The organism is Pseudomonas lundensis (assembly GCF_001042985.1).
GTDB lineage: Bacteria > Pseudomonadota > Gammaproteobacteria > Pseudomonadales > Pseudomonadaceae > Aquipseudomonas > Aquipseudomonas lundensis.
On the sequence record NZ_JYKY01000003.1, the window covers coordinates 47,621 to 73,044 of the forward strand.

The following is a 25,424-nucleotide window of genomic DNA, read 5'->3' on the forward strand; positions in this document are numbered from 1 at the left end:
CACTGTTGTCAGTCTTTAGAACCCGCATCGACGGCATCACACACCCGACAGGGATTCAGGGATTTTTTATGCGTTGCCTGCTGTTCATCTGCCTGCTGCTCGGCGCCGTCCAGAGCTTTGCCCTCGACCGTTCCAGCGTTGAAGGCTACCAACTGGCCAACGGCCTGCAACTGATCCTCAAACCCACCAGTGACCGCGGACACGTGTCGATCCGGCTGGTGGTCGGTGTGGGGCTGGATGATTTCAACTGTGCCGACCAACAACTGCCGCACTTGCTCGAACACTTGCTGTTCAGCGGCACCGATGACTCGGGCGAAGGCGGCCTCGAAGAACGCATGCAGGCGCTGGGTGGCGAGTGGAACGCCTTCACCAGCCATGCTGACACCACCTTTGTGATCGAGGCGCCCGCCAAGAACCAGCGCAAGGTACTGGATCTTTTACTGAGCCTGTTGACCCAAACCCAACTCACCGAACAACGCATCGCAGACGCCAAGCAAGTGGTCGAACGCGAAGACGGTGGCCACTACTCGCACTTGCAGCGCTGGCTGGACCGTCAGGATTTGGGCCACAGCGCGAGCAATCAGCTGGCGGTCGAACTCGGCCTTAAATGCGCCGAACGCGCGCCCGTCCGCAGCCTCACCCGCGAGCAACTCGAACGCGTGCGCAACGATTGGTATGCGCCCAATAACATGACGCTGATTGTCGTCGGCGAACTGGATCGCGTGCTGCCGGCCTATCTGGAGCGCACCTATGGCGCGCTGGAAGCGGTCGAGCCGAGCGATCACAAGCCGTTGGCCGACATTGATGCAAAGGCCGACGCCGAACGCGTGTTGCTGCGCGGTGTGGTCGGCGATACCGCCAAGCTGCACTGGTTGTTGCCGGAACCGGTCATCGCCGGGCAAAGCGACGAAACCTGGAACCTGCTGCGCGACTATCTGGAGTGGGCGCTGTACAGCGAGCTGCGGCTCAAGCATGGCTTGTCTTACGGGCCGTGGTCAGAGCGCGAAGTGTTTGGCGGGGTGGGCTTTCTGAGCCTGAATGCCGACCTTGAGCGTGATGATGTCGAGCAAGCGCAACAGGTGATGACGCAACTGAAAACCCAACTGCTCAAGAACGGCCTCGACCCGCAGCGTTTCGCCCGCCTCAAGCAAGCTGCCATTGCGCGTCAGGCGTGGGCTGTGCAGGGCAACAGCGCGCTGGCCGACTATTACTGGAGCGCACTGGGCGATTACGACGAAAGCCGCTTTGCCGACCCGGCCAAGCGCTTGCAGACGGTGACGCTAACCGAGGCCAATCATGCGTTGCGCCAATTGTTCGCTGAACCGGGTTATGTGCGCATCGAGAAGCCGCTGTTCAGCTACAACGGCTTGAGCGTGGCGATTTTGACAGCGCTGGTGCTGCTGGTGTTGATCGCGCTGGGCTGGCGCATCTGGCGCCATCGTCATCATTAAGTGTAATTGTCCAAAACTGACACGCCTTGATACCGTAAAATCATTGCCCTTTCGCGGCCGGCACACCCGGCCGCCAGCGTGCGGAGTATTCATCGTGAGCGAGCGTTCCAATCCTTGGCAATTGCAAACCATCGTCGGGCAGTTACGCACCGCGCGTAACCAGTGGCGCACGCAAAACGGGCGTGTCAGTGGCGAACTGGGCGGGAGAGAGCTGCCGTCCCGCGCCGCGATGGCCGACATCCTGGAAGCGTTGTGCGGTGCGTTGTTCCCGATGCGTTTGGGGCCGGTGGACTTGCGCGAAGAAAGTGAAGATTTCTACGTCGGCCACACCCTGGACGTCGCCCTCAATGCCTTGCTCGCGCAGGCTCGGCTGGAACTGCGCTACGCCGCACGTCAAAGCGGCCAGCCGGACGATGGCGTCGATGCCACGGCCACCTTGCTGATTCAGGATTTCGCCCTGGCGCTGCCGGGTCTGCGCACCCTGCTCGACACCGACGTGCTGGCCGCCTACCACGGCGATCCGGCGGCCCGCAGCGTGGATGAAGTGCTGTTGTGCTATCCGGGGATTCTGGCCGTGATTCACCACCGGCTGGCGCACCATTTGTATCGCGCCGGTTTGCCGCTGCTGGCCCGCATCAGCGCGGAGATCGCTCACTCCGCCACTGGCATCGATATCCACCCCGGCGCACAAATTGGCCGCAGTTTCTTCATCGACCACGGGACCGGCGTGGTGATTGGCGAAACCGCGATCATCGGTGAGCGGGTCAGGATTTATCAAGCCGTCACCCTGGGCGCCAAGCGCTTCCCGGCCGACGAATCCGGCCAGTTGCAGAAAGGCCACCCGCGTCACCCGATTGTCGAAGACGACGTGGTGATTTACGCCGGGGCCACGATTCTGGGGCGCATCACCATCGGTCAGGGTTCGACCATCGGTGGCAACGTGTGGCTGACCCGCAGCGTCCCCGCCGGTTGCAACCTGACCCAGGCCAACCTGCAACACGACGACGGCACCCAGAAATAACAGCGTCCACAAAAAACCCCGAAGGGCTCACGCCCTCCGGGGTTGTGGATAACTCACGCCTTACAACTTGGCGATCGAGACTTCCGTGGATTTCACGAAGGCGATCACTTCGCTGCCCACCACCAGCTCCAACTCTTTGACCGAGCGGGTGGTGATGACCGAGGTGACGATGCCGGAAGCGGTTTGCACGTCGATTTCAGACAGCACGTCCCCCAGCACGATTTCCTTGATGTGGCCTTTGAACTGGTTGCGCACGTTGATGGCTTTTATGGTCATGGTGTCGATTCCTGTCTCGGGATAGAAAAACAAAGGTTATTGCGCCCAACGCAATTGCGTGGGCAGCGGTGCAACGGGTTCCGGTTCGGGTGGCGAACCGGGTAAAGCGAGCGCTCGGTTGAGCACTTCGGTTTCCAGCGCCGCCAGCCGATGCGAACCGCGCACCCGAGGGCGCGGCAATTCGAGAGTGAGGTCGAGCCCCACGGCGCCGTCTTCGATCAAAATCACGCGGTCGGCAATGGCCACGGCCTCGCTGACGTCGTGGGTCACCAGCAACACGGTGAAACCATGCTGGCGCCACAAACGCTCAATCAACTGCTGCATCTCGATGCGGGTCAGGGCATCCAGCGCGCCCAACGGTTCGTCCAGCAGCAGCAAACGCGGCTGGTGGATCAGCGCGCGGGCCAACGCCACACGCTGTTTCTGCCCGCCCGACAACGCCGCTGGCCATTCATCGGCCCGTTCGGCCAGACCGACTTCTTCCAGGGCCTTGAGGGCCTTGGTGCGCCAGTCACCGTTAAGCCCCAGACCGACGTTGTCGATGACCTTTTTCCACGGCAGCAAGCGCGCTTCCTGGAACATCAGGCGCGTGTCGCCGTGGGCCTCGCGCAGGGGCGCGCTGCCCGCCAGCAGTTCGCCACCCGTGGGTTGGTCGAGCCCGGCGATCAAGCGCATCAGCGTGCTTTTACCGCAGCCGCTGCGCCCCACCACGGCCACAAACTGCCCGGCCGGAATGTGTAAATCGATGTCGCGCAGTACCTGACGTTCGCCAAACGCTTTGTGCAGGCCGTTGATCGCCAGCGGAATGCCCTGACGCAAACGCGGAGGTTGTTGAGCTGTCATGCTGCACCGCCTTTAACCACTTGATACGCCGGGTGCCAGCGCAACCACACGCGCTCCAGCCCACGGGCCGCGCTGTCGGCCAATTTGCCGAGCACCGCGTACAAAACAATTGCCAGCACCACCACGTCGGTTTGCAAAAACTCGCGGGCATTCATCGCCAGATAGCCAATGCCGGAGCTGGCAGAGATGGTTTCAGCCACGATCAGCGTCAGCCACATAAAGCCCAGCGCAAAGCGCACGCCCACCAGAATCGAGGGCAAGGCGCCCGGCAAAATCACTTGCCAGAACAGGCCCAAACCCGACAGCCCGTAACTGCGCGCCATTTCCACCAGCGCCGGGTCCACGTTGCGGATGCCGTGATAGGTGTTGAGGTAAATCGGGAACAACGTGCCCAACGCGACCAAAAAGATCTTGGCCGACTCGTCGATCCCGAACCACAGAATCACCAGCGGAATCAGCGCCAGATGCGGCACGTTGCGGATCATCTGCACCGAACTGTCGAGCAGGCGCTCGCCGCACTTTGACAGGCCGGTGATAAAGCCCAATGCCAGGCCGATGCTGCCGCCGATCACAAAACCCAGCCCGGCGCGCCAGCCGCTGATGGCGAGGTGCTTCCAAATTTCGCCACTGCGCACCAACTCGACCCCGGCGGCAATCACGGCGCTGGGCGCAGGCAAGATCCGCGTCGACAACCAGCCCGCCGACACGGATAACTGCCACACCGCCAGCAGCAACACGGGCAAAACCCAGGGTGCCAGGCTGTGACCGATCGTATTGAGGCGCGACGCCTTCCCCGTACTCATGCCCGCCTCAGCTCTGCGACGCAGCTTTGGGAAGAATGTCGTTGGCCACCATCTCGCCAAACGGGCTCACGTAACCGGCGCTTTTCGGCAACTCGGGACGCTCGACATCAAGGTGCGGGAACAGCAATTCCGCCACGCGATACGACTCCTCCAGATGCGGGTAGCCCGAGAAGATGAACGTGTCGATGCCCAGGTCGGCGTATTCCTTGACCCGCGCGGCCACCGTCGGGCCATCACCGACCAGCGCCGTGCCTGCACCGCCGCGCACCAGCCCCACACCGGCCCACAGGTTAGGGCTGACTTCGAGGTTGTCACGGCTGCCGCCATGCAAGGCGGCCATGCGCTGCTGGCCCACCGAGTCGAAACGCGACAGCGATGCCTGCGCCCGGGCGATGGTGTCGTCGTCCAGATGGGAAATCAGTTTGTCAGCGGCTTTCCAGGCCTCTTCATTGGTTTCGCGCACGATCACGTGCAGGCGTATCCCGAAGCGCACGGTGCGACCGAGCTTGGCGGCCTTGGCACGCACCTGTTCGATCTTTTCAGCGACCGCCGCGGGCGGCTCGCCCCAGGTCAGCACCATCTCGACTTGCTCGGCGGCCAGGTCCTGCGCCGCTTGCGAAGAGCCCCCGAAGTACAGCGGCGGGCGCGGTTGCTGGATCGGCGGGTAGAGCAACTTGGCGCCTTTGACACTGATGTGCTGGCCGTCGTAATCAACGGTTTCGCCTTCCAGCACACGACGCCAGATGCGGGTGAATTCCACTGACGCCTGGTAGCGTTCTTCGTGGCTGAGGAACAGGCCATCACCGGCCAGTTCTTCCGGGTCGCCGCCGGTCACCAGATTGAACAGCGCGCGCCCGCCGGAGAGTCGATCCAGGGTCGCAGCCTGACGCGCCGCCACCGTGGGCGAGACGATGCCGGGGCGCAAGGCCACGAGAAATTTCAAGCGCTGGGTCACCGGAATCAAGGACGCGGCCACCAGCCACGAGTCTTCGCAGGAACGGCCGGTGGGGATCAATACGCCGCCAAAACCCAACCGATCTGCGGCTTGTGCCACTTGTTGCAGGTAACCGTAATCGACAGCGCGGGCGCCTTCGCAGGTGCCAAGGTAATGGCCATCACCGTGGGTAGGCAGGAACCAGAAAATGTTGAGGCTCATGGAGTGGTCTCCTAAATGGGTACGGCAAGCGTTAAAGGGCTTTGGCCACAGCGGCCGGCGGCGTCCAGATCACATCTTTCACCACCAGCGGCTTGGGGATCAGCTTGAGCTGGTGAAAGCTGTCAGCGATTTTTTGCTGCGCGTTGACCACATCCGGGGTCAGGAACTGCGCGCCGTAGCCCTGACGCTTGACCGCTGTCAGCGTGATGTCGGGTGACAATCCCAGCAGCGGGGCCACTTGCTGAGTCACCTCGTCAGGGTTGGCCTTGGCCCAGTCGCCAATGTTGCGCACTTCATCGACCAGGGTTTCGATCACCTTGGGATGCTGTTCGGCGTAAGGCTTGGTGGCCAGATAGAACTGATGGTTGTCCGCGATACCGCTGGCATCGCGCAACGTGCGGGCGTGCAGTTGTTGCTCGGCGGCGGCCTGGTACGGGTCCCAGATCACCCAGGCATCGACACTGCCGCGCTCGAAGGCGGCTCGCGCATCGGCCGGGGGCAGGAAGACGGTCTGGACATCGGTGTACGTAAGGCCCGCGTCTTCCAAAGCCCGCACCAACAAGTAGTGCACGTTGGAGCCCTTGTTGAGCACAACTTTCTTGCCTTTGAGATCGCTGACCGAGGTGATCGGTGAGTCCTTGGGCACCAGGATTGCTTCACTGGTGGGGGCCGGAGGCTCGTAGGCGACGTACAGCAAATCGGCGCCTGCGGCCTGGGCGAACACCGGTGGCGTTTCGCCTGTCACGCCAAAGTCGATCGAGCCGACGTTCAAGCCTTCCAGCAGTTGCGGGCCACCGGGGAATTCAGTCCATTGAACGTCAACGCCCTGCTCGGCCAGACGCTTTTCCAGCGTGCCTTTGGCCTTGAGCAACATCAACGTGCCGTACTTTTGATAACCGATGCGCAGGGCATCCGCTTGGGCTTCCAACACAACGCCGAAGGACACAGCCGCAGCAAACAGTGCGACCAGACCTCGACGCAAAATGACAGGGCGCATGGCGCTCTCCTTTTGTTATTCGAGATTCAGATAGCACCTGCCGAGCCGTTAGCGAATCAGTAAGGTGGGACGACATAAACGGGTGTTTCAAATACTCCAGCGAGCCGTCACCAGACGGTCGTTGAGGATGTTCGGGTCCAACGGTTTCGGGCGACGGGCCAGCGCGCTGTAGAACTGCTCCAGCGACTCGTTCAGCCGTTGCTCCAGCACCGGGGCCAATTGGGGCTGGGCGCTGCCTTCGCCATACGCAATCTGGCTGTCGTCAGCAAAAATGCCGTGCAGCATTTCCTGTGCCTTGAGCGCCGACAGCACAGGCTTGAGGGCGTAATCCACCGCCAGCATGTGAGCGATGCTGCCTCCCGTGGCAATCGGCAACACCACTTTGTGGCTCAGTGCGCGCTCAGGCAGCAGGTCGAGCACGGTTTTCAATGCGCCGCTGAACGACGCTTTGTACACAGGTGTGGCGATGACCAGCCCGTCGGCGTTTTCGATCTGTTGCAACAAGTCGATGATCTTCGGGCTGTCGAAACGCGCATGCAGCAAGTCTTCAGCCGGGAAATCACGCACCTGATAGCTCACCACTTCGACCCCTTGCTGGTTGAGCCAGTGTTTGGCGCGGTCCAGCAACACCCCGGAACGGGATCGTTGGCTTGGGCTTCCTCCGAGTGTCACGACCAGCATCTAGAGATTTCCTTGCATGAATGTGTGCAAACCGCTGTCAGCGTTTTCGCTTGAGTGGACAGACCATAACAGGCGATTTTTATATCCATAAATCATATTTATTCATTTGTTTATTCTTTATTTGCATATACGACGAGGCATGTATTCCGTCTCGCCGCCGCCCCGGCCAACGGCCCGCTGCACTCCGACACCGGGCCAGGGTGTTCAGGCTGTGTTACTTGTTCGGCTGTGGCGTCAGGCGCAAATAGGGCTTCACGGCACGGTAGCCTTTGGGGAAGCGCTGCCGGATTTCCTCCTCGTCCTTGATGGACGGCACGATCACCACTTCGTCGCCGTCTTGCCAGTTGGCAGGGGTGGCGACTTTGTAGTGATCGGTCAGTTGCAGCGAATCAATGACCCGCAGGATTTCGTGGAAATTGCGCCCGGTACTGGCGGGATAGGTGATGGTCAGGCGAATTTTTTTCTTCGGATCGATCACGAACAACGAGCGTACGGTGAGCGTGTCACTGGCATTGGGATGAATCAGGTCGTACAGGTCACTGACCTTGCGATCGGCGTCGGCCAGGATCGGGAAGTTCACGACGGTGTGCTGGGTTTCGTTGATGTCATCGATCCACGCGTGGTGTGAATCCACCGGGTCCACCGACAGTGCGATGGCCTTGACGCCGCGTTGGGCGAATTCATCTTTGAGTTTGGCGGTAAAGCCCAGCTCCGTGGTGCACACCGGGGTGAAGTCCGCGGGATGCGAAAACAACACCCCCCAACTGTCCCCCAGCCATTCATGGAAGCGGATCGGGCCAGCGCTGGAGTCCTGATCAAAATCGGGGGCGATGTCGCCGAGTCTGAGGCTCATGGTGCAGCTCCTTTTTATAAGGGTTGGCGGGGCGTAGCAGCCTCACTCTGCCTGCCTCATGAATGAATTAAAAAGAATGAATATCGATTTATTTAGATCGGAATCGAATATTAAAAAGTGTTTCATTGGACGCCAAAAAGCACCGGGTCCACTCTGGACTCTGGTTTAGGCAAGGGGAGCGGCAGGGAGCTGCGACTATGACTGTGTTACGAATTGATCGTTCTGGTCTTCGGTAAACACCCTGCCCGGCATTGCGCCGGGCAGGATTTTTCTTACCTTTGCGCTACGCCCGAATTACAGCAACGGGATCGAGTAGCTGACGATCAGACGGTTTTCGTCCTGATCGCGCTGGCTGGCAATGTCGTTGCGCCACATGGCGTTTTTCCACATCACACCCACGTTTTTAAGCGGGCCTTCCTGCACGACGTAGGCAACCGTGATGTCACGTTCCCACTCCGAGGCGCCATTGCTGGTTTTACCGTTAGCACCATAGGTGTCGATGTTATCGCCGCGCAGGTAAACAGCGCCTGCGGTCAGACCAGGAACACCCAGTTTGGCGAAGTCATACGAATAGCGTGCTTGCCAGGTGCGTTCACCAGCACGGGCAAACTTGGAAATTTGCATGTCAGTGGTGATGTAAGCCGAAGAGCCGTCACCTTGGTTCAGCCATGGGAAGTCGCTGCTGCCGTTACTCACCTGATAGCCACCACCGAAGGTGTGACCTTCAATGGTGTACAGGAACAGGCCGCTGTAGAGGTTGTTGGAAACCTTACCTTTACCGTTCTTCGACACGCTGTTGGCGTAGTCACCGTTGCTGAAGTAAGCCGGGTCGTACGCATTTTTACCGTCATCACGGCTGTTGAAATAACGCAGGTCGGTTTTCAGCACGCCCGGGCCGATCGACCAGTTGTGAACCAAGCCCAGGAAGTTCTGTTTGTAGAACTTGTCCAGGTTGCCGTAGTAGTACTGCAGCAACAGGTCTTTGGTGACTTTGTAATCGGCGCCCGCGTAGATGAACTTGTTGCTGTTGGCGGTGCGAGCGCTCGCGCCCCCAATCGACATCTGTTCATTGTTGCTGGAGTTACGGCCTTTAACGTGTTCGATCTGACCACCGATCAGCGTCAGGTCCTTGAACTCGTTGGAGGTGATCTGGCCACCTTCAAAGGTCTGAGGCAGCAGACGACCATCGTTGTAGGAGATGACCGGCAGTTTCGGCATCAGGGTGCCGTAACGCAGTTCGGTCTGGGAAATCTTGGCTTTGGCGGTCAGGCCCAGGCTGGAAAATTCATTCACAGCATCGCCGTTGGACTTGCTCGGGAACACGGTGCCGCCGTAGGAATTGCCGCTACGGCCGTTGGTACCACCGCCCGAATCCAGACGCACGCCCAGCAGCCCGATGGCATCAATACCGAAGCCCACGGTGCCTTGGGTGAAACCCGAGGTGTAGTCCAGCTGGAAGCCTTGGCCCCACTCTTCTAGTTTGTTCTGAGCGCCAGCGGCTTTGGTGCCTGAGTCGCGGTTGTCGGTATTGATGTAGAAGTTACGCAGTTTCAGCGTGGCTTTGCTGTCTTCGATAAAACCGGCAGCGCCCGCTTGTTGTGCCAACAAACCTACGGCCACAGCCACGGCCAAGGTGGACTTGTTCATTGTCTTGCTCCTTTGCATTTCTAATTTTTGTAGTTCTTTAGCCCCAGATCTGACGTCTCGGTGCTACAGATGCGCGATTAGCGCCAGACAGTGACTGACAAGTCAATCGTAACTTTTCGTGTCTACGACCTTTGTCTAGTCTGCTGTCCTTTGTGCGTAGGTTAATGGCTTTCTGTTAAACCCAAAAAGAATTATTTCTAAAATTATCAGATCAAACAGCTATATACAGCGCCTTTTCCAACGCGCAGGTGAGGGAATGCTATCGGCCTTTGGTCTAATTTCTAAATGGATATTTATGAAGTTTTTAAGTCTGTTTTCTTATAAGGCGATCAACGGATCAGGGACGCAGAAAATCGCCGGATCAGTTTTCGTCACCGCACGCTCAAGCCGAATGAAGAACTTCATAAGCTAATGCTTAAAAGTTATTTATTTAGCGATTCTTAGATCATTTAACCTCGTTTTCTGCCGATCTCCGGCCGCCTGTCGAGGAGCTTCATCGTGAAACTGTATTCTCCCCTACGCCTTCTGGCTGCTTTGTCCCTGGCAACTGCCAGTTTCTTCGCACAGGCCGCCACGGATCTCACCGTTGCCTACCAAACCACCGTCGACCCGGCAAAAGTGGCTCAGGCAGACGGCGCTTACGAGAAAGCCATCGACGCCCCCATCCAGTGGCGCAAGTTTGATAACGGCGCAGACATCATTGCCGCTATCGCGTCGGGCGATGTGCAAATCGGCTACCTGGGTTCCAGCCCGTTGACCGCGGCGATCACCCGTAACGTCCCGGTCGAAACCTTTTTGATAGCCACTCAGATCGGCGGCGCTGAAGCGCTGGTAGCGCGCAACGGCTCAGGCATCAACAACCCGCAGGATCTGATCGGTAAAAAAGTCGCCGTGCCGTTTGTTTCGACGGGCCACTACAGCCTGCTGGCCGCGTTGAAGCACTGGAACATCGACCCGTCGAAGGTCACGATTCTGAACCTTGCGCCGCCCGCCATCATTGCCGCCTGGAAGCGCGGTGACATTGACGCTACGTACGTATGGGACCCGGCGCTGGGCGCCGCCAAAGAAAACGGCAAGGTGCTGATTACCTCCGGCGAGTTGAGCACGTTCGGCGCCCCGACGTTTGATGCGTGGATCGTGCGCAAAGACTTCGCCGCCAAACACCCGGACGTCGTCAAAGCCTTTGCCAAGGTGACCCTGGATGCTTACGCCGACTACCACAATGACCCGAAAGCCTGGCTGGCCAATCAAAGCAACATCGACAAGCTGGTGAAGCTGTCGGGCGCCAAAGCGGCTGATATCCCGTTGTTGCTGCAAGGCAACGTGTACCCGCTGGCCACCGATCAGGCGGTATTGCTGGGCGCGCCCACCACCAAAGCCCTCGCTGACACAGCGGCCTTCCTTAAAGAGCAAGGCAAAGTGGACGCCGTGCTGCCTGACTACGCGCCGTCTGTGAACGCCCGCTTCGTCGCTCAATAACTCACGCTTTTTCAGGAGCCGCCCGACATGGCCTTGTTATCACTGGAGCGCATCAGCGCACAGTATCCGGGGGCTGCCGAACCGGTGCTGTCGGACATTTCCGTCAACCTCGGCCCGCAGCAGTTGCTGGTCGCACTCGGCCCGTCGGGCAGCGGTAAAACGTCGTTGCTGAACCTGATTGCAGGCTTTGTCGAACCCAGCGGCGGGCGTATCACCCTCGATGGCGCGCCGGTCCATGGCCCCAGCGCCGAACGCGGCGTGGTGTTTCAAGATGACGTGCTCCTGCCTTGGCAAGACGTACTGGCCAACGTCGGCTTCGGCCTTGAACTGGCGGGTATCGCCAAGGACAAACGCGAAAGCCGGGCCCGCGAAATGCTCGCGATGGTGGATTTGTCGGGTTTTGAAAAACGCCGGATCTGGGAGCTGTCGGGCGGGCAGAAACAGCGCGTGGGGCTGGCCCGTGCGTTGGCGGCCGATCCTCGCGTGCTGCTGATGGACGAACCGTTTGGCGCCCTCGATGCCTTCACCCGTGAGCAGATGCAGGAGCTGTTGCTGCAAGTGTGCCGCCGCACTGCCAAGCCGGTGTTCCTGATTACCCACGACATCGAGGAAGCCGTATTTCTGGCCACGGACCTGATTCTGCTGGCACCGAATCCGGGACGCATCGTGGAACGTCTGACGCTGGACTTCGGGCAGCGCTACAACGCCGGTGAGTCGGCACGCTCGATCAAGTCCGACCCGCGTTTTATTGAAACCCGCGAACACGTGCTCGAACGCGTGTTTTCGCAACGCGACGCCGCCCGACGGCAGGAGCGCGCATGAGCAGTTACGAACTGGCGAACGACGCCACCCCACCCGCAGCGGCGCACGCGCCGCGTCCAGCCAAACGTCCACTGAGCACACGCTGGATCAGCCTGTTGACCCTTATTACGCTGATCGCCGCCTGGTGGGCCGTGACCGCTGCGGGGCTGATCGAGCCGCTGTTTTTGCCACCGCCGTCCGCCGTGCTGGAGAAAGGCTGGTTGCTGGCAACCCGGGGCTACATGGATTCAACCTTGTGGCAGCACTTGGGCGCCAGCTTGAGCCGCATCGGGCTGGGCCTGGGGTGTGCGATTCTCACGGCGATTCCGGTGGGCATTGCGATTGGCCATAACCGCATTGCGCGGGGGATTTTAGACCCGCTAATCGAGTTCTATCGCCCGATCCCGCCACTGGCTTACTTGCCGCTGATCGTGATCTGGTGCGGCATCGGCGAGCTGTCGAAAGTGCTGCTGATTTACCTCGCAATCTTCGCGCCGATTGCCATTGCCACCGCCACCGGCGTGCGCACCGTGGACCCGGCCAAAGTGCGCGCCGCGCAGTCACTGGGCGCAACCCGCTGGCAGTTGATTCGGCATGTGATCCTGCCAAGCGCCCTGCCCGACATTTTGACCGGCGTGCGCATTGGCCTGGGCGTGGGTTGGTCGACGCTGGTGGCCGCCGAGCTGATCGCCGCCACCAGCGGTCTGGGGTTCATGGTGCAGTCGGCCGCGCAATTTCTGGTCACCGATGTAGTGGTGCTGGGTATTTTGGTGATTGCCATCATCGCTTTCGCCATGGAAATGGGCCTGCGCGCCCTGCAACGCAAGCTGGTGCCGTGGCACGGCCAGGCTCACTAACTGTTTCGAACTAACACGACGCTGATGCATCGGCGTGCTGATGAAGAGAATGACCATGAGCCTGACCCTTACCCCGCTTAGCGCTGCCCTCGGCGCGCAGATTGAAGGCGTTGACCTGACTCAGCCGCTGAGCATCGAACAGCGCGACGCCATTGAGCAGGCGCTGCTGACGCATCACGTGATCTTCTTCAGGAACCAGTCGATCAACCCGCAGCAACAAGCTCGATTTGCGGCCAATTTCGGTGATCTGCACATCCACCCGATTTACCCGAATATTCCCGAGCAACCCGAAGTGCTGGTGCTGGACACCGCCGTCACCGACGTGCGCGACAATGCGGTCTGGCACACCGATGTCACCTTCCTGCCAACGCCTGCCCTGGGCGCGGTGTTGAGTGCCAAGCAGTTGCCAGCCTTTGGGGGCGACACGTTGTGGGCCAGCGGAATTGCGGCATTTGAGGGGCTGTCAGCACCCTTGCAGCGGCTGCTGGACGGGTTGACGGCGACCCACGACTTCACCAAGTCGTTCCCGCTGGAGCGCTTCGGCTCCACCCCGGAAGACTTCGCGCGCTGGGACCAGACGCGCAAGAACAACCCGCCGCTGTCACACCCGGTGATACGCACGCACCCGGTGAGCGGTCGCAAGGCGTTGTTCGTCAACGAGGGTTTCACCACCCGCATCAATGAGCTATCAGAGGCTGAAAGCGAGGCGCTCCTGAAGCTGTTGTTCGCCCACGCCACGCGCCCTGAATACACCATTCGCTGGCGCTGGCAGGAAAACGACGTGGCGTTTTGGGACAACCGCGTCACTCAACATTACGCCGTGGATGATTACCGCCCCAACCGGCGCGTGATGCACCGCGCCACCATTCTGGGCGATGCACCGTTTTGATTCACCGCGTTCGGGCAGTGATGGCACTGGCCCTCCTACCACCTGAACCCATGGGGATCGGTCATAAAGGGAAGTGCTTGACGCTTTGACGGCGGCACATAGACCTCTTGCAGCACAAAGTGGGTCGCTGAGGGGGCATAGGCTTTTACTAGCGCTTGAGAGAAGCCCGCAGGCTTAATGGTGAAGGTCGATTGCAGCGGGTAGATGCTTTCGGCCTCATTGACCGGCGATGGCAACTCCATGGCGCGCGCACCTTTGACCGTGAGCATCACAGGGTTCAGGCCCCCCCCACGTGTGTCGTAAGACCCAAGCGAAAACCGCTTGGCAACGCTCATCATGCTGCTGACAGACAGAAATTGCTCAGTGCGCACTATGTCGCCTGTACTGGCTTGTGCAATCAGGGCCTTCAAACCCAAATCACTCACCCCAGTGCCTCTGAAAGCAGTCACCACTGAGGCACCGGGGTTGCTGCGTATATGCAAATCGAACAGCTCGACAGCGCGTTCGCGGGTCACACTCAACGCGTCACTCATGCCTGATTCAGCAGGATCAAAGGTAACAGCGCCTTCGGGTTGCATGTTTGAGTAGATCGTCTCGATGTCCGCTGTGCTCCAATCGCCAGGGACCGGGTTGAAAAGAGGATTGGTCATCCATCTGGCCATTTCGTTGAAATAACTGGATGACGCAATATACGCCTGCTCCAAGCCCTGCAAGATATTGGCTGGTCTGTTGGCGCTGATGCTCACGGAAGCGTTGTACTTGGCCATTTCTTCGAAACTGAACCCTTGCGTTCTTAATGCGTTGATGACATCCGCGTGCTCACCGCCTGAAAGGCTGTGCCGGAACATGAACGTCTCCAGGGGTTGAAGGTAAACCGTTGGAAAATGCTCGCGCACGTAATGCTCCAAGGCTTGAACACGATTTGGCCTGAGATCCGAATAAACGCCATTCAAGCCCATGCGATCACGTTTTGAAACCGGGTTGTTACCGACCATGACGTAGCGGTTCAAACCGTCCACAGCGCCCGCCGGGTCGGGGTTGATCCAGCGTTGCAACCACGGCGCGTAATAGCGAAATCCGTAGTAATACAGCCCGCTGGCGTCCTGTTCCTTGCCCGAGTAACGAACCGTTTTGAACGTGGCCTGCAACGCCGTCCGGGCCGCCCACCAGGCCGTGGCGCCATAGGGGTAATAGCTTTCCTGCGTGATTAACTGCCCGTGCCCGTCAAGCTCCAGCGTGGTACTGCCTGACAGATCTGCGAGGCTGAAACGACACTGCGTTTGAGCCTCGGGGTCAACCCGACCGCGATCCCACTGCAACACCCTGATCCCGCTCAAACCGGTTTGAACCGTAATGACATTGAGTTGCTCGCCAGTGGCGGTGTCTTCGCGGATCTCAAGCCCCGGCAAATACAGAACCGAACGGGTATGGACCCTGCTTGCGGCCAGGGTCGTGCGCACTTTCTGCACCCGTTGCCCGGCCGCGTCATAGGTATAAGCCTCCTCGTCGTTGCTGGCATCGGTGCGGTGAACCAGCGTGACGCTCAACAGGTGGTTGTTCACGCTCCATTGAAGGGCCTGCCCCCGACCCAGCGACAGTGGGTTGCCGTTGCGGTCAAACGCACTGCCCAGTCCAGGGGTTTGAGGCGTAACGGCCTCGTCGTCATGCAGCACACCGTGATTGCTGGTGCTAGCCACTGCAAAGGTCCGCCGATAGCCGCTGCCGGTCTTAACGTGATGGCGTAACTGGGTCAGGTTGCCCGCCTCGTCGTAGACATACACGTGCCGGTAGTTTCGCCAGACCGTGTCATCTTTCACGCCATACAGCATGAACGCCGGTAACGCCGGGGAGGGGCTGTTATTCGCGTTTTCGCGCCCCGTTGCATAAGTCAACTGATAGAGCGTGTCGTAAGCGAAGGTACTGACCGGATCGACCTGAGCATTAAACGACCACTGCACCGGCTGCGCGTTGTCGCGGATCCGGGTCACATTGCCCACCCGGTCATATTCATAGTTCAGGTCTTGCAGCGGCGACTTCGCCTCGCCAGCCCGGTAAGCCTGCAACCGCTCCAGACGTCCATCAGGCTGCGCGTATTGCGCCACTGTCATCACATTGTTCGAGGCGCGTTCGGACTCCAACTGGCCACTGGCGTTGTAGGTGCGTTGATCGATCAGCACCTGGCGGCGCTCACCTTTGAGGGTCAGGGCGTTTTCGAGCAACAACCCATCGATGCCATAGACACTGTGCTGACAATGACCTTTGGCATCAATTTGCCCGATCACCGCCGCAAACACGTCGTAGTGCCAGGCCGTGGTGAAACCCTCAGGCTTCAACCGTGCATCGCGCTCAGCCACCGCTTGCGGCCAGTCCACCACGTGCAGTGACTGACAGAGCCTGCGCTGCTCGCTCAACACCTGCCCTGTCAACGAATAGTGCTCATAACGCAAAGACCCCGAGGCATCCTCATGCCGCACCAATCGCCCGCAGCGGTTGGCGGTCTTGTCCTGTGACGTGACGCTTGCGTAGGTCAGAACCTCGACGCAACGTTCAGCCAGCTCGTCGGCGCCGCGCTCATGCCGTGCGATCAGTCGCAGCCATGGGTCGAACACCTGACGCTGCTTTGCCCCCCTTGAGTCCCAACTCCTGAGCACGTGCCCCGCTGCCCCGCGCAACCACCAGCGACTGCCCGCATCGACGCTGCGGCTAAAGAGGGGGTGACCGCCGAGGCTGTACCGGGTGCTTTGATTGGACTGAGGCGCGGGCGATAGGTCCCGCATGCGGTGCAGGCGCGGGTCCCACTGCTCCAGCAACACGCCCGTTGCGCTAAACACCTGACTATTGATGCGCGACAGGGCCGGGGCGTCGGAGGAGATTCGGTGATAGGCCACGCGGCGCACACTCAGGCCACGAGGGTCAAAAGCGGCGAGGCTTGGCGTGTGGTGGTGCAAAGAGGAAGGCATGGGCATGACCACAGGTAAACAAGGTCACGCCAGCCTGACGGCCCGATCAAGCCGTCAGGTGGTAGATAGTTATTGCGGCGAGCGTGCCTCTGAGCGTTGTTTCATCACCTGCGCCAGCAATTCATAGGAATGAATACGGTCAGCATGTTCGTACAGGTCGCAGGTGAAAATCAGCTCATCAGCGCCCGTCTGCTCAACCAATACCTCAAGCTTGGCGCGGATCTTCTCGGGGCTACCGACCATGGCCAGGCCGAGGAAGCTCATCACAGCGTCCTTTTCATGCGGCAACCACACACCGTCCATGGTTTTGACCGGCGCGCGCTGCACCAGACTTTGCCCGCGCATTAACGCCAGAATGCGCTGATAGACCGACGTCGCCAGGTACTCGGCGTGCTCATTGGTATCAGCGGCCACCAGCGGTACGCCCAGCATCACGTAGGGTTTGTCGAGCACAGCCGAGGGTTTGAAGTGATTGCGGTAGACGCGAATGGCTTCATGCATCAAACGGGGTGCGAAATGGGAGGCGAAGGCGTAAGGCAAGCCGCGTTCACCCGCCAATTGGGCACTGAACAAGCTCGAACCGAGCAGCCACACAGGCACTTGGGTGCCGGTCCCGGGCATGGCAATCACGCGCTGATCCGGCGTACGCGGGCCCAGGTAGCGCATCAGCTCGGCCACATCCTGCGGGAAATCATCGGCGCTGCCGGAGCGTTCGCGTCGCAACGCCCGCGCGGTCATCTGATCCGAACCCGGCGCACGGCCGAGCCCCAGATCAATGCGCCCAGGGTAGAGGCTTTCAAGGGTGCCGAACTGCTCGGCAATCACCAGCGGCGCATGGTTGGGCAGCATCACACCGCCAGAGCCCACGCGAATGGTCGATGTACCGCCCGCCAGATAACCGATCAGCACCGCGGTCGCGGAACTGGCGATGCCGTCCATGTTGTGGTGTTCGGCAACCCAAAAGCGGTGATAGCCAAACTTTTCCACGTGCTGCGCCAAATCCAGCGAATTGTGCAGCGATTGGGCAGCGCTGCCGCCTTCACGCACGGGCACCAGATCGAGGGTTGAGAACTTGATATCGGACAGGTGTGTCATCAGCCGGCTACTCCTAATGGGACGCAGGCTCAGACGCTCGCCAAAACCTGCCAGTGCTCTTTGCAATATGGGCATATACCCGAGTTTCAATAGCAGGCTACGAAATGAGCTACTAAAAAAGACGATTGGTCTGACAGTATGAACTTTACTCAGCCGACTACCCTCACAACTCCATACAAGGCGTGAAACCTTCACGCCGTTCTTCAGGAGGCACGCATGAGTATTAAAAAGACAGCATCGGCTCATTGGGCAGGCGACCTTAAAACCGGCATCGGCTCCATCTCCACTGAAACCGGCGTACTGCGCGAAGCGCCTTACGGCTTCAAGGCACGATTCGAAGGCGGCAAAGGCACCAACCCCGAAGAACTGATCGGTGCGGCCCACGCTGGCTGCTTCTCGATGGCCCTGTCGATGATCCTTGGTGAGGCAGGGCTCACAGCCGAGAGCATCGACACCACCGCAGAAGTGACGCTGGATAAACAAGACGACGGTTTCGCGATCACTGCCGTGCACTTGGTGCTCAAGGCCAAAGTGCCGGGCGCCACCCAGCAGCAATTCGACGAATTGACCACCAAGGCCAAAGAAGGCTGCCCGGTATCGAAAGTTCTCAAGGCCGATATCACGCTGGACGCCACGTTGCTGAGCTGATCAAGCACGGCACCGCGCCCTGGCCCGCTCCCTCTTGAGCAGGCCAGGGCGGTCTTGGCGATCCCCGTGTGTTTGCCCTGGATCAGTCTGGATTGACGCCCAATGTGATCGAATCATCCCCGCGTGCGTCAATGCATGACTTTGCGCATCGCAATCAAGGGAGTCTCACCATGAAACGTTTCGCTTTAGCTGTTATCTGCTGCGCCATGGCGACCACTGCGTTGGCCGCGCCCAAGCCGTGTGAAGAACTCAAGGCTGAAATCGAGGCCAAGATTCAGGCTAATAACGTGTCGTCCTACACCCTGGAAATCGTGACCAACGATGAAGTCCAAGACCAGAACATGGTGGTAGGCACGTGCGAAAACGGCACGAAAAAGATCATCTACCAGAAGAACGACAACTGATCGCTACGGAATACAGTTGACCAGCCGCTCCTCGGCCACCACCTTGCCCTCGGCGTTAAACAGCCGGGCATAGGCGTTGAAGCCCAGGGAGCGTGCCTGCAACCGATAACGCTGACCGGGCTGAAAATCGGCGTAATCGAGCGTCAGGTAGCACAGCCGTTCCTGCGGGTTGCTGAACTGGCTCATGCCCCCGATAAACACCTCATAGTCGAACCGCACCATGAGTTCATGGCTGCCCGGCGTCACCTGAAAATAGCGGCCATCGGCCGTGCGCTGGTTATCCAGCCGCTCCGCCATCACCAGCTTGCCGGTTTGCGTCTCAAGATCGACCCACGCCATGGCGGGGTTGTGCACAGGCAAGGGCGTGCTGGCACACGCACTCAGCAGCAGACACGCTAGCGCCAACCCGATAAAAGTTCGCATGCTCGTTTCCTTGGCAGTGTGAAGTGCCAGCATAGCGCCTTCACCGCGACTGTGGCGCACTCACCCTCTTAACAGCTAGGCTTGCCGCACTCTTTGACTGGATGACCCGATGACGCCCAGGGCTTGTTGTTTATGGGTGCTGGCTGCACTGACCCTGCTCAGTGGCTGTTCCAGCGTGAACTATTACTCACAACTGGCGAGCGGGCAGTTGCACCTGCTAAAAGCCCGCGAGCCGATCGATCGCGTCATCAACGACCCCCAACGCCCCGCAACCCTGCGCAATCAGCTTGCCCATGCACAGGCGGCACGCACCTTCGCCAGCCAGCATCTGCTACTGCCTGAAAACGCCAGCTATCGCCTGTACGCCGACCTCAAACGCCCTTACGTGGTGTGGAACGTGTTTGCGACCCCGGAATTTTCACTCGACCCCATCACCCATTGCTTCCCGATTGCCGGGTGCGTTGCCTACCGAGGCTATTACTCATTGGCAGGCGCGCGGGGCGAAGCGGCCTTACAACGCGAGCAACACCGGGATGTCTTTGTCAGTGGTGTGGAAGCCTATTCAACCTTGGGCTGGTTCGACGATCCGATCCTCAACACCATGCTGAACTGGGGTGACGAGCGGCTCGCCAGCGTGATTTTTCACGAACTCGCTCACCAGCGTGTTTACGTCAAAGACGACACAGAATTCAACGAATCCTTCGCGAACTTCGTCGAACAGGAAGGCATGCGTCAGTGGCGTGCCCACCAAGGCTTACCGCCCCCCGATCCACGCGCCACCCAACAACGCGAGCAATTTATCGGCTTGGTTCTGCAAACGCGCCAAGCGTTGCAAACCCTCTACGCGCAAGAGTTACCGGCCGACACCATGCGCCAGCGCAAAGCCCAGACGTTTGAGCGCATGCGCGATCAATACCGCCAATTGCGTGACCAGCAGTGGGCCGCCAATACGCGTTTTGACCTGTGGATCAATAGCCCGATGAACAACGCCAAACTGCTGCCGTTCGGGCTCTACGATCAATGGGTGCCCGCGTTCGCGGCGTTGTTCCAGCAAAGCGGCAACGACTGGCAGACGTTTTATGCCGCCGTGGAACACCTCGCGAAATTGCCGCTGCTGGCGCGCAAAACCGCCTTACGCCAACTGGCCGCACACGCTGCGGCTTAAGCCTTGCCCGGCTTCAGCCAGTTCATCACCACACACGATGCAAATGCACTCGTGCTGCACGCGCCACTGCTCAAGGCTGCACGCAAGGCCGGTATGTCTGCGTTCATCAGGTATTTCGCGCCATCCTTGTAATGCGCATTTTCACCGAAGCCGCCTTGGGTCATTTCTTTAAGCGCCTCTTCCTTGCTCCAGTCCTGAACCACCACGCGGTACATGGCTGACATCAGCCCGGTGCGGTCGGCGCCATGCTTGCAATGCATCAAGACCGGCCCGCGCGCTTGTGCCGTCTGAATGGCGCGCAGCGCAGCCAGTACGTCCTGGTCGTCCACGTGATTGGTGCGATATGGCAGCTGCACCTGAGTCACGCCGGGGGTTTTCAGCCACGTGCTGTCGGCCTCGGGCAGAAAATTGATCACCGTCGCAATCTGCAACGTTTCCAGCAGCGGCTGCGCATGGCTGTCGGGCAAGGCGCTGCGGTAGAGCGTGGGCGACATTTGATACAGGTTGTACTGCGTGGCAACAGGCTGGGCCCATTGCACAGGGCGAGACGCAGGATGTTCATCCGCCTGCGCCTGTGGCAGCGCCGCCAACGTCAGGAATATCAGGCACAGCGCAGGGAGAATCCGATGTTTCGCCATATCAGTTCGACCGTTTTTATAAAGATCAGAAAAAGTGGGGCGAGGGTGGATCAGCCGCAATCAAAACGCTGTGAGCCGCTTGTCAAAAAAACGTGAAGCCCGCAATTGCCCGGATTTAATTGCCGCGGGGTGCGGCAAAATTACGCATGAAACGATTCACCTAGGTCATTGGCCTGTTAGAATTTGTAACCAATGTTTGCCTGCGCGTTCTTTTTCCCGGTCGAAGCCGACCCGTGCCGCCTGCCAAAACGAAAAGCTGCCGCTGAGCAGCTGTCATCCGTGAATGCCTGATGAGGTGCCTCATGTCTGAACAAGACAACCCGCGGCGTGAGTTTCTGCGCAAAACCCTGACCCTGATTCCCGTGGTGACTGTCGCCAGCACCAGCCTTGGCGGCTCAGTGCTGATGGCCTCGGCCAGCGTCGATGCCAACGCCGCGGCTCGCGAAGGGCGCTCGCCCGCGCCGGCTGCCGGCAATGCGTACGAACCCACCTACTTCACCGCCCAAGAGTGGGCATTTGTGCAGGCCGCCGTGGCGCGCTTGATTCCAACTGACGAACAAGGCCCCGGCGCACTGGAAGCCGGTGTGCCGGAATACATCGACCGCCAGATGAACACGCCTTATGCCAGCGGCGCGCTGTGGTTCATGCAAGGCCCGTTCAATGCTGATGCCCCGGCCGAGATGGGCTGGCAGAGCAAACTGGTCCCCAATCAGATTTATCGCCTGGGCATTGCTGCCACGGATGAACACTGCAAAAAGGTCTACGGCTCAGTATTTGCTGGGCTAGACAGCGCTACCCGAGACACCGTGCTCTCGCAGCTGGAAGCAGGCACCCCGCAATTGGAGAGTGTCCCGGCGAAGATGTTCTTCAGTTTGCTGCTGCAAAACACCAAGGAAGGGTTCTTCTGCGACCCGATTCACGGTGGCAACAAAGGCATGGTCGGCTGGACCCTGATCGGCTTCCCCGGCGCCCGCGCCGACTTCATGGACTGGGTAGAACGCAATGAGCAGTACCCCTTCCCGGCTGTATCGATCCGCGGCGAGAGGGCCTGAGCATGACCGTTATGAAAAAAGTGGACGCCGTGATTGTAGGTTTCGGCTGGACAGGCGCGATCATGGCCAAGGAGCTGACCGAAGCGGGACTGAACGTGGTAGCCCTTGAGCGCGGCCCGATGCAGGACACGTACCCGGATGGCAATTACCCGCAGGTCATCGACGAACTCACCTACAGCGTGCGCAAAAAGCTCTTCCAGGATGTGTCGAAAGAAACCGTCACCATCCGCCACAGCGTGAACGACGTCGCACTGCCGAACCGCCAGTTGGGTGCCTTCCTGCCCGGCAACGGGGTGGGCGGTGCCGGTTTGCACTGGTCAGGCGTGCATTTCCGTGTCGACCCGATCGAACTGCGCCTGCGCAGCCATTACGAAGAGCGTTACGGCAAACACTTCATCCCCAAGGACATGACCATCCAGGACTTCGGCGTGAGCTATGAAGAACTGGAGCCGTTTTTCGATTACGCCGAAAAAGTATTCGGCACCTCGGGACAGGCCTGGACCGTCAACGGGCAGTTAGTGGGTGAAGGCAAAGGCGGCAACCCGTATGCGCCGGATCGCTCAAATCACTTCCCGCTGGAATCCCAGAAAAACACCGTTTCTGCACAACTGTTTCAGAAAGCCGCCAATGAAGTGGGCTACAAACCCTACAACCTGCCTTCAGCCAACACCTCGGGGCCGTACACCAACCCCTATGGCGCGCAGATGGGGCCGTGCAACTTCTGCGGCTTTTGCAGCGGCTATGTCTGCTACATGTATTCCAAAGCCTCGCCCAACGTGAACATCCTGCCCGCGCTCAAGCAGGTGCCCAACTTTGAACTGCGCCCCAACGCGCACGTGATTCGCGTCAACCTCGACAGCGACAAAACCAAAGCCACGGGCGTTACCTACATCGACGCCCTGGGCCGCGAAATCGAACAGCCCGCCGACCTGGTGATTCTGGGCGCGTTCCAGTTCCACAACGTGCGTTTGATGCTGCTCTCGGGCATCGGCAAACCTTACGACCCGATCACCAATGAAGGTGTGGTGGGCCGTAACTTTGCCTACCAGAACATGGGCACCATCAAGGCGTACTTCGACAAAGACGTGCACACCAACAACTTTATCGGTGCGGGCGGCAATGGCGTGGCGATTGATGACTTCAACGCCGACAACTTCGATCACGGGCCGCACGGTTTCGTGGGTGGCTCCCCCATGTGGGTCAACCAGGCCGGGAGCCGTCCGATTGCCGGCACGTCCAACCCGCCAGGCACCCCGGCGTGGGGCAGCGCGTGGAAGAAAGCCACCGCCGATTACTACACCCACCAAGTGTCCATGGACGCTCACGGCGCACATCAGTCTTACCGTGGCAACTACCTGGATCTCGACCCGATTTACCGCGATGCCTACGGCCAGCCCTTGCTGCGCATGACATTCGACTGGCAAGAAAACGATATCAAGATGAACCGCTTCATGATGGAAAAAATGGGCAAGATCGCCCAGGCCATGGACCCGAAGGCCATCGCCCTGCTGGGCAAAAAAGTCGGTGACCACTTCAACACGGCGTCCTATCAGACCACCCACCTTAACGGTGGAGCAATCATGGGCACCGACCCGAAAACCAGTGCGCTGAACCGCTATTTGCAGAGCTGGGATGTGCATAACGTGTTCGTACCGGGCGCGTCAGCCTTCCCGCAGGGCTTGGGCTACAACCCGACCGGGCTGGTAGCGGCACTGACCTACTGGTCGGCGCGGGCCATTCGCGAGCAGTACCTGAAAAACCCCGGCCCGCTGGTTCAGGCATAAGGAGCGATGACCATGAAAGCACTTGTTATCGCAACCTTCGGGCTGCTGGGCAGCGTCTCGGCCATGGCCGCCGGGGCAGATCCGCAGGCCTTGATCCGGCAGGGCGAGTATCTGGCGCGCGCCGGGGACTGCGTGGCCTGCCATACCGCTAAGGACGGCAAGCCGTTCGCGGGCGGCCTGCCGATGGAAACCCCGATTGGCACGATCTACTCGACCAACATCACGCCAGACAAGAGCGGCATCGGCGATTACAGCTTTGAGGACTTCGACAACGCCGTGCGTCATGGCATTGCCCCAAACGGCAGTACCCTGTACCCGGCGATGCCCTACCCGTCCTACGCCCGGGTGAATCAGGCGGACATGCAAGCGCTGTATGCCTACTTCATGAAAGGCGTAGCGCCCGTCAAGCAAGCGAACAAACCGGTGGATATCCCGTGGCCCATGAGCATGCGCTGGCCGCTGGCCATGTGGCGCTGGACCTTTGCGCCCGCCGTGCACGATTTCACCCCCGTCGCGGGCCAAGATCCGGTGCTCAGCCGTGGCGCGTACCTGGTAGAAGGCCTGGGCCATTGCGGCGCATGCCACACCCCGCGCGCCCTGACCATGCAGGAAAAAGCATTGAGCGCCACAGACGGCAGCACCTTCCTCGCGGGCAGTGCGCCGCTGGAAGGCTGGATCGCCAAAAACCTGCGCGGCGACCACAAGGACGGCCTTGGCAGCTGGGACGAAACGCAGTTGGTGCAGTTCCTGAAAACCGGGCGCAGTGATCGCAGTGCGGTGTTTGGCGGGATGAGTGACGTGATCGTTCACAGCATGCAGTACATGTCCGATGCCGACCTGACGGCAATCGCACGTTACTTGAAGTCTTTGCCTGCGGTGGATTCAACCGACAAACCCCATCAGTACGACCCGGCCGTGGCCGACGCACTGTGGAACGGCGATGACAGCAAACGCGGTGCGGCGGTCTACATCGACAACTGCGCCGCGTGCCATCGCACCGATGGTCATGGCTATACCCGCGTGTTCCCGGCGCTGGCGGGCAACCCGGTGTTGCAGTCCGAAGACCCGACCTCGTTGATCCATATCGTGCTCAAGGGCGGGACACTCCAGGCGACACACACCGCGCCGTCGACCTTCACCATGCCCGCCTTCGACTGGCGCTTGTCGGATCAGGAAGTGGCCGATGTGGTCAATTTCATCCGCACCAGCTGGGGCAACAGAGGGGCGGACGTCAACGCGTCTGATGTGAAAAGCATGCGCGACTCATCCACACACCCATGATGTATCGGGCGCCACGGCCGCTGCCAAGCAGCGGCCGCGGGGCGAAGGTGAGATCTACCCGGGTCAAACCACGGGTGGCGCAGGACACATCTTCCCGAACAGCCAATTTTTTATGGCGTTCGATTGGAACAACGGGGGGAAATCGCACTGCATCCGGGTTAAACCGAAGTGGCCGAAGACCGATGTCTATATCGGGGAAAAGGGGGCTATCGATAGCCGA

The 25,424-nt window shown here is 59.8% G+C and carries 24 protein-coding genes; 12 read left to right on the forward strand and 12 right to left on the reverse strand.

Going from position 1 to position 25,424, the window contains the following annotated elements:
• The first annotated feature begins 68 nt into the window (after nucleotides 1–68).
• Together TU74_RS03200 and epsC are read left to right on the forward strand one after the other, a co-directional pair.
• Nucleotides 69–1,451, forward strand: coding sequence for a M16 family metallopeptidase (locus TU74_RS03200; protein WP_048375083.1), 1,383 nt, complete (start codon nucleotides 69–71; stop codon nucleotides 1,449–1,451).
• A gap of 94 nt (nucleotides 1,452–1,545) precedes the next feature.
• A complete protein-coding gene (gene epsC, locus TU74_RS03205; protein WP_047278566.1) occupies nucleotides 1,546–2,472 on the forward strand; it encodes a serine O-acetyltransferase EpsC in 927 nt (308 codons plus the stop codon).
• 60 nt (nucleotides 2,473–2,532) lie between these two features.
• On the opposite strand, the gene TU74_RS03210 is transcribed toward epsC, so the two are convergent.
• From TU74_RS03210 to TU74_RS03245, 8 genes are all read right to left on the reverse strand, one after another.
• Nucleotides 2,533–2,748 carry a TOBE domain-containing protein gene (locus TU74_RS03210; RefSeq protein WP_003444581.1) on the reverse strand — a complete coding sequence of 72 codons (216 nt, stop codon included), beginning with the start codon at nucleotides 2,746–2,748 and terminating at the stop codon, nucleotides 2,533–2,535.
• A 36-nt stretch (nucleotides 2,749–2,784) separates the two neighbouring features.
• Nucleotides 2,785–3,591: an aliphatic sulfonates ABC transporter ATP-binding protein gene (ssuB, locus tag TU74_RS03215; RefSeq protein ID WP_048375085.1), complete on the reverse strand. Its 807-nt coding sequence runs from the start codon at nucleotides 3,589–3,591 to the stop codon at nucleotides 2,785–2,787.
• On the reverse strand, nucleotides 3,588–4,394 hold the full coding sequence (ssuC, locus tag TU74_RS03220) for an aliphatic sulfonate ABC transporter permease SsuC (protein ID WP_048375087.1): 807 nt from the start codon (nucleotides 4,392–4,394) through the stop codon (nucleotides 3,588–3,590). The genes ssuB and ssuC overlap by 4 nt, the downstream gene beginning before the upstream one ends.
• 7 nt (nucleotides 4,395–4,401) lie before the next feature.
• Nucleotides 4,402–5,550, reverse strand: a complete 1,149-nt coding sequence (gene ssuD, locus TU74_RS03225) for an FMNH2-dependent alkanesulfonate monooxygenase (protein ID WP_047296224.1) — start codon at nucleotides 5,548–5,550, stop codon at nucleotides 4,402–4,404.
• Nucleotides 5,551–5,581: 31 nt separating this feature from the next.
• On the reverse strand, nucleotides 5,582–6,547 hold the full coding sequence (locus TU74_RS03230; RefSeq protein WP_048375088.1) for a sulfonate ABC transporter substrate-binding protein: 966 nt from the start codon (nucleotides 6,545–6,547) through the stop codon (nucleotides 5,582–5,584).
• An 87-nt stretch (nucleotides 6,548–6,634) separates the two neighbouring features.
• The gene (gene ssuE / locus TU74_RS03235) at nucleotides 6,635–7,228 is read right to left on the reverse strand and encodes an NADPH-dependent FMN reductase (protein WP_047278578.1); all 594 of its coding nucleotides are present in this window, start codon (nucleotides 7,226–7,228) and stop codon (nucleotides 6,635–6,637) included.
• Between the two features lie 214 nt (nucleotides 7,229–7,442).
• A complete protein-coding gene (locus TU74_RS03240) occupies nucleotides 7,443–8,081 on the reverse strand; it encodes a peroxiredoxin (protein WP_047296227.1) in 639 nt (212 codons plus the stop codon).
• Between the two features lie 294 nt (nucleotides 8,082–8,375).
• The gene (locus TU74_RS03245; RefSeq protein ID WP_048375091.1) at nucleotides 8,376–9,728 is read right to left on the reverse strand and encodes an OprD family porin; all 1,353 of its coding nucleotides are present in this window, start codon (nucleotides 9,726–9,728) and stop codon (nucleotides 8,376–8,378) included.
• 498 nt (nucleotides 9,729–10,226) lie between these two features.
• Between TU74_RS03245 and tauA the strand changes: the two genes are divergently transcribed.
• The 4 genes from tauA to tauD are packed head-to-tail and all read left to right on the forward strand — an operon-like array spanning nucleotide 10,227 to nucleotide 13,754.
• Nucleotides 10,227–11,207 carry a taurine ABC transporter substrate-binding protein gene (gene tauA / locus TU74_RS03250; RefSeq protein WP_048375093.1) on the forward strand — a complete coding sequence of 327 codons (981 nt, stop codon included), beginning with the start codon at nucleotides 10,227–10,229 and terminating at the stop codon, nucleotides 11,205–11,207.
• A 27-nt stretch (nucleotides 11,208–11,234) separates the two neighbouring features.
• Nucleotides 11,235–12,029, forward strand: coding sequence for a taurine ABC transporter ATP-binding subunit (tauB, locus tag TU74_RS03255; protein ID WP_048375095.1), 795 nt, complete (start codon nucleotides 11,235–11,237; stop codon nucleotides 12,027–12,029).
• Nucleotides 12,026–12,865, forward strand: coding sequence for a taurine ABC transporter permease TauC (gene tauC / locus TU74_RS03260; RefSeq protein ID WP_048375097.1), 840 nt, complete (start codon nucleotides 12,026–12,028; stop codon nucleotides 12,863–12,865). Before tauB ends, tauC begins: the two co-directional genes overlap by 4 nt.
• 55 nt (nucleotides 12,866–12,920) lie before the next feature.
• On the forward strand, nucleotides 12,921–13,754 hold the full coding sequence (tauD, locus tag TU74_RS03265; RefSeq protein ID WP_048375098.1) for a taurine dioxygenase: 834 nt from the start codon (nucleotides 12,921–12,923) through the stop codon (nucleotides 13,752–13,754).
• 35 nt (nucleotides 13,755–13,789) lie between these two features.
• Here the strand turns inward: tauD and TU74_RS23035 are convergent, their stop codons facing one another.
• Both TU74_RS23035 and TU74_RS03275 read right to left on the reverse strand, forming a co-directional pair.
• Nucleotides 13,790–16,714, reverse strand: a complete 2,925-nt coding sequence (locus TU74_RS23035; protein ID WP_157315135.1) for an RHS repeat-associated core domain-containing protein — start codon at nucleotides 16,712–16,714, stop codon at nucleotides 13,790–13,792.
• A gap of 69 nt (nucleotides 16,715–16,783) precedes the next feature.
• Entirely contained in the window at nucleotides 16,784–17,809 is a 1,026-nt protein-coding gene (locus TU74_RS03275) for an LLM class flavin-dependent oxidoreductase (protein ID WP_048375100.1), read from the reverse strand.
• Nucleotides 17,810–18,025: 216 nt separating this feature from the next.
• Here TU74_RS03275 and TU74_RS03280 point away from each other — a divergent pair, with 216 nt between their 5' ends.
• Together TU74_RS03280 and TU74_RS03285 are read left to right on the forward strand one after the other, a co-directional pair.
• Entirely contained in the window at nucleotides 18,026–18,457 is a 432-nt protein-coding gene (locus TU74_RS03280; RefSeq protein ID WP_047296236.1) for an OsmC family protein, read from the forward strand.
• Between the two features lie 170 nt (nucleotides 18,458–18,627).
• Nucleotides 18,628–18,861: a DUF1161 domain-containing protein gene (locus tag TU74_RS03285; RefSeq protein ID WP_047279681.1), complete on the forward strand. Its 234-nt coding sequence runs from the start codon at nucleotides 18,628–18,630 to the stop codon at nucleotides 18,859–18,861.
• A gap of 3 nt (nucleotides 18,862–18,864) precedes the next feature.
• Here the strand turns inward: TU74_RS03285 and TU74_RS03290 are convergent, their stop codons facing one another.
• Nucleotides 18,865–19,284 (reverse strand): PA0061/PA0062 family lipoprotein, encoded by a 420-nt coding sequence (locus TU74_RS03290; protein WP_047296237.1) that lies wholly within the window; start codon nucleotides 19,282–19,284, stop codon nucleotides 18,865–18,867.
• Between the two features lie 109 nt (nucleotides 19,285–19,393).
• Here TU74_RS03290 and TU74_RS03295 point away from each other — a divergent pair, with 109 nt between their 5' ends.
• Nucleotides 19,394–20,449 carry an aminopeptidase gene (locus tag TU74_RS03295; protein WP_048375102.1) on the forward strand — a complete coding sequence of 352 codons (1,056 nt, stop codon included), beginning with the start codon at nucleotides 19,394–19,396 and terminating at the stop codon, nucleotides 20,447–20,449.
• On the opposite strand, the gene TU74_RS03300 is transcribed toward TU74_RS03295, so the two are convergent.
• The gene (locus TU74_RS03300; RefSeq protein WP_048375103.1) at nucleotides 20,446–21,087 is read right to left on the reverse strand and encodes a dual specificity protein phosphatase family protein; all 642 of its coding nucleotides are present in this window, start codon (nucleotides 21,085–21,087) and stop codon (nucleotides 20,446–20,448) included. The genes TU74_RS03295 and TU74_RS03300 overlap by 4 nt on opposite strands.
• A 302-nt stretch (nucleotides 21,088–21,389) precedes the next feature.
• Here TU74_RS03300 and TU74_RS03305 point away from each other — a divergent pair, with 302 nt between their 5' ends.
• Genes TU74_RS03305 through TU74_RS03315 form a run of 3 tightly spaced genes read left to right on the forward strand, consistent with a single transcriptional unit; the run spans nucleotide 21,390 to nucleotide 25,204 of the window.
• Entirely contained in the window at nucleotides 21,390–22,139 is a 750-nt protein-coding gene (locus TU74_RS03305) for a gluconate 2-dehydrogenase subunit 3 family protein (protein WP_048375104.1), read from the forward strand.
• Nucleotides 22,140–22,141: 2 nt separating this feature from the next.
• Nucleotides 22,142–23,923: a GMC family oxidoreductase gene (locus TU74_RS03310; RefSeq protein ID WP_162199704.1), complete on the forward strand. Its 1,782-nt coding sequence runs from the start codon at nucleotides 22,142–22,144 to the stop codon at nucleotides 23,921–23,923.
• Between the two features lie 12 nt (nucleotides 23,924–23,935).
• Nucleotides 23,936–25,204: a cytochrome c gene (locus TU74_RS03315; RefSeq protein ID WP_048375109.1), complete on the forward strand. Its 1,269-nt coding sequence runs from the start codon at nucleotides 23,936–23,938 to the stop codon at nucleotides 25,202–25,204.
• Nucleotides 25,205–25,424: the final 220 nt, after the last annotated feature.

Coding starts and splice junctions, on each gene's coding strand:
- TU74_RS23035 (WP_157315135.1), bottom strand. CDS start 16,714: ATGCCTTCCTCTTTGCACCACCACACGCCAAGCCTCGCCGCTTTTGAC.
- ssuB (WP_048375085.1), bottom strand. CDS start 3,591: ATGACAGCTCAACAACCTCCGCGTTTGCGTCAGGGCATTCCGCTGGCG.
- tauC (WP_048375097.1), top strand. CDS start 12,026: ATGAGCAGTTACGAACTGGCGAACGACGCCACCCCACCCGCAGCGGCG.
- ssuD (WP_047296224.1), bottom strand. CDS start 5,550: ATGAGCCTCAACATTTTCTGGTTCCTGCCTACCCACGGTGATGGCCAT.
- TU74_RS03300 (WP_048375103.1), bottom strand. CDS start 21,087: ATGGCGAAACATCGGATTCTCCCTGCGCTGTGCCTGATATTCCTGACG.
- TU74_RS03315 (WP_048375109.1), top strand. CDS start 23,936: ATGAAAGCACTTGTTATCGCAACCTTCGGGCTGCTGGGCAGCGTCTCG.
- TU74_RS03210 (WP_003444581.1), bottom strand. CDS start 2,748: ATGACCATAAAAGCCATCAACGTGCGCAACCAGTTCAAAGGCCACATC.
- tauD (WP_048375098.1), top strand. CDS start 12,921: ATGAGCCTGACCCTTACCCCGCTTAGCGCTGCCCTCGGCGCGCAGATT.
- TU74_RS03285 (WP_047279681.1), top strand. CDS start 18,628: ATGAAACGTTTCGCTTTAGCTGTTATCTGCTGCGCCATGGCGACCACT.
- TU74_RS03305 (WP_048375104.1), top strand. CDS start 21,390: ATGTCTGAACAAGACAACCCGCGGCGTGAGTTTCTGCGCAAAACCCTG.
- TU74_RS03245 (WP_048375091.1), bottom strand. CDS start 9,728: ATGAACAAGTCCACCTTGGCCGTGGCTGTGGCCGTAGGTTTGTTGGCA.
- TU74_RS03310 (WP_162199704.1), top strand. CDS start 22,142: ATGACCGTTATGAAAAAAGTGGACGCCGTGATTGTAGGTTTCGGCTGG.
- TU74_RS03280 (WP_047296236.1), top strand. CDS start 18,026: ATGAGTATTAAAAAGACAGCATCGGCTCATTGGGCAGGCGACCTTAAA.
- ssuE (WP_047278578.1), bottom strand. CDS start 7,228: ATGCTGGTCGTGACACTCGGAGGAAGCCCAAGCCAACGATCCCGTTCC.
- TU74_RS03295 (WP_048375102.1), top strand. CDS start 19,394: ATGACGCCCAGGGCTTGTTGTTTATGGGTGCTGGCTGCACTGACCCTG.
- TU74_RS03275 (WP_048375100.1), bottom strand. CDS start 17,809: ATGACACACCTGTCCGATATCAAGTTCTCAACCCTCGATCTGGTGCCC.
- ssuC (WP_048375087.1), bottom strand. CDS start 4,394: ATGAGTACGGGGAAGGCGTCGCGCCTCAATACGATCGGTCACAGCCTG.
- TU74_RS03230 (WP_048375088.1), bottom strand. CDS start 6,547: ATGCGCCCTGTCATTTTGCGTCGAGGTCTGGTCGCACTGTTTGCTGCG.
- TU74_RS03200 (WP_048375083.1), top strand. CDS start 69: ATGCGTTGCCTGCTGTTCATCTGCCTGCTGCTCGGCGCCGTCCAGAGC.
- TU74_RS03240 (WP_047296227.1), bottom strand. CDS start 8,081: ATGAGCCTCAGACTCGGCGACATCGCCCCCGATTTTGATCAGGACTCC.
- tauB (WP_048375095.1), top strand. CDS start 11,235: ATGGCCTTGTTATCACTGGAGCGCATCAGCGCACAGTATCCGGGGGCT.
- TU74_RS03290 (WP_047296237.1), bottom strand. CDS start 19,284: ATGCGAACTTTTATCGGGTTGGCGCTAGCGTGTCTGCTGCTGAGTGCG.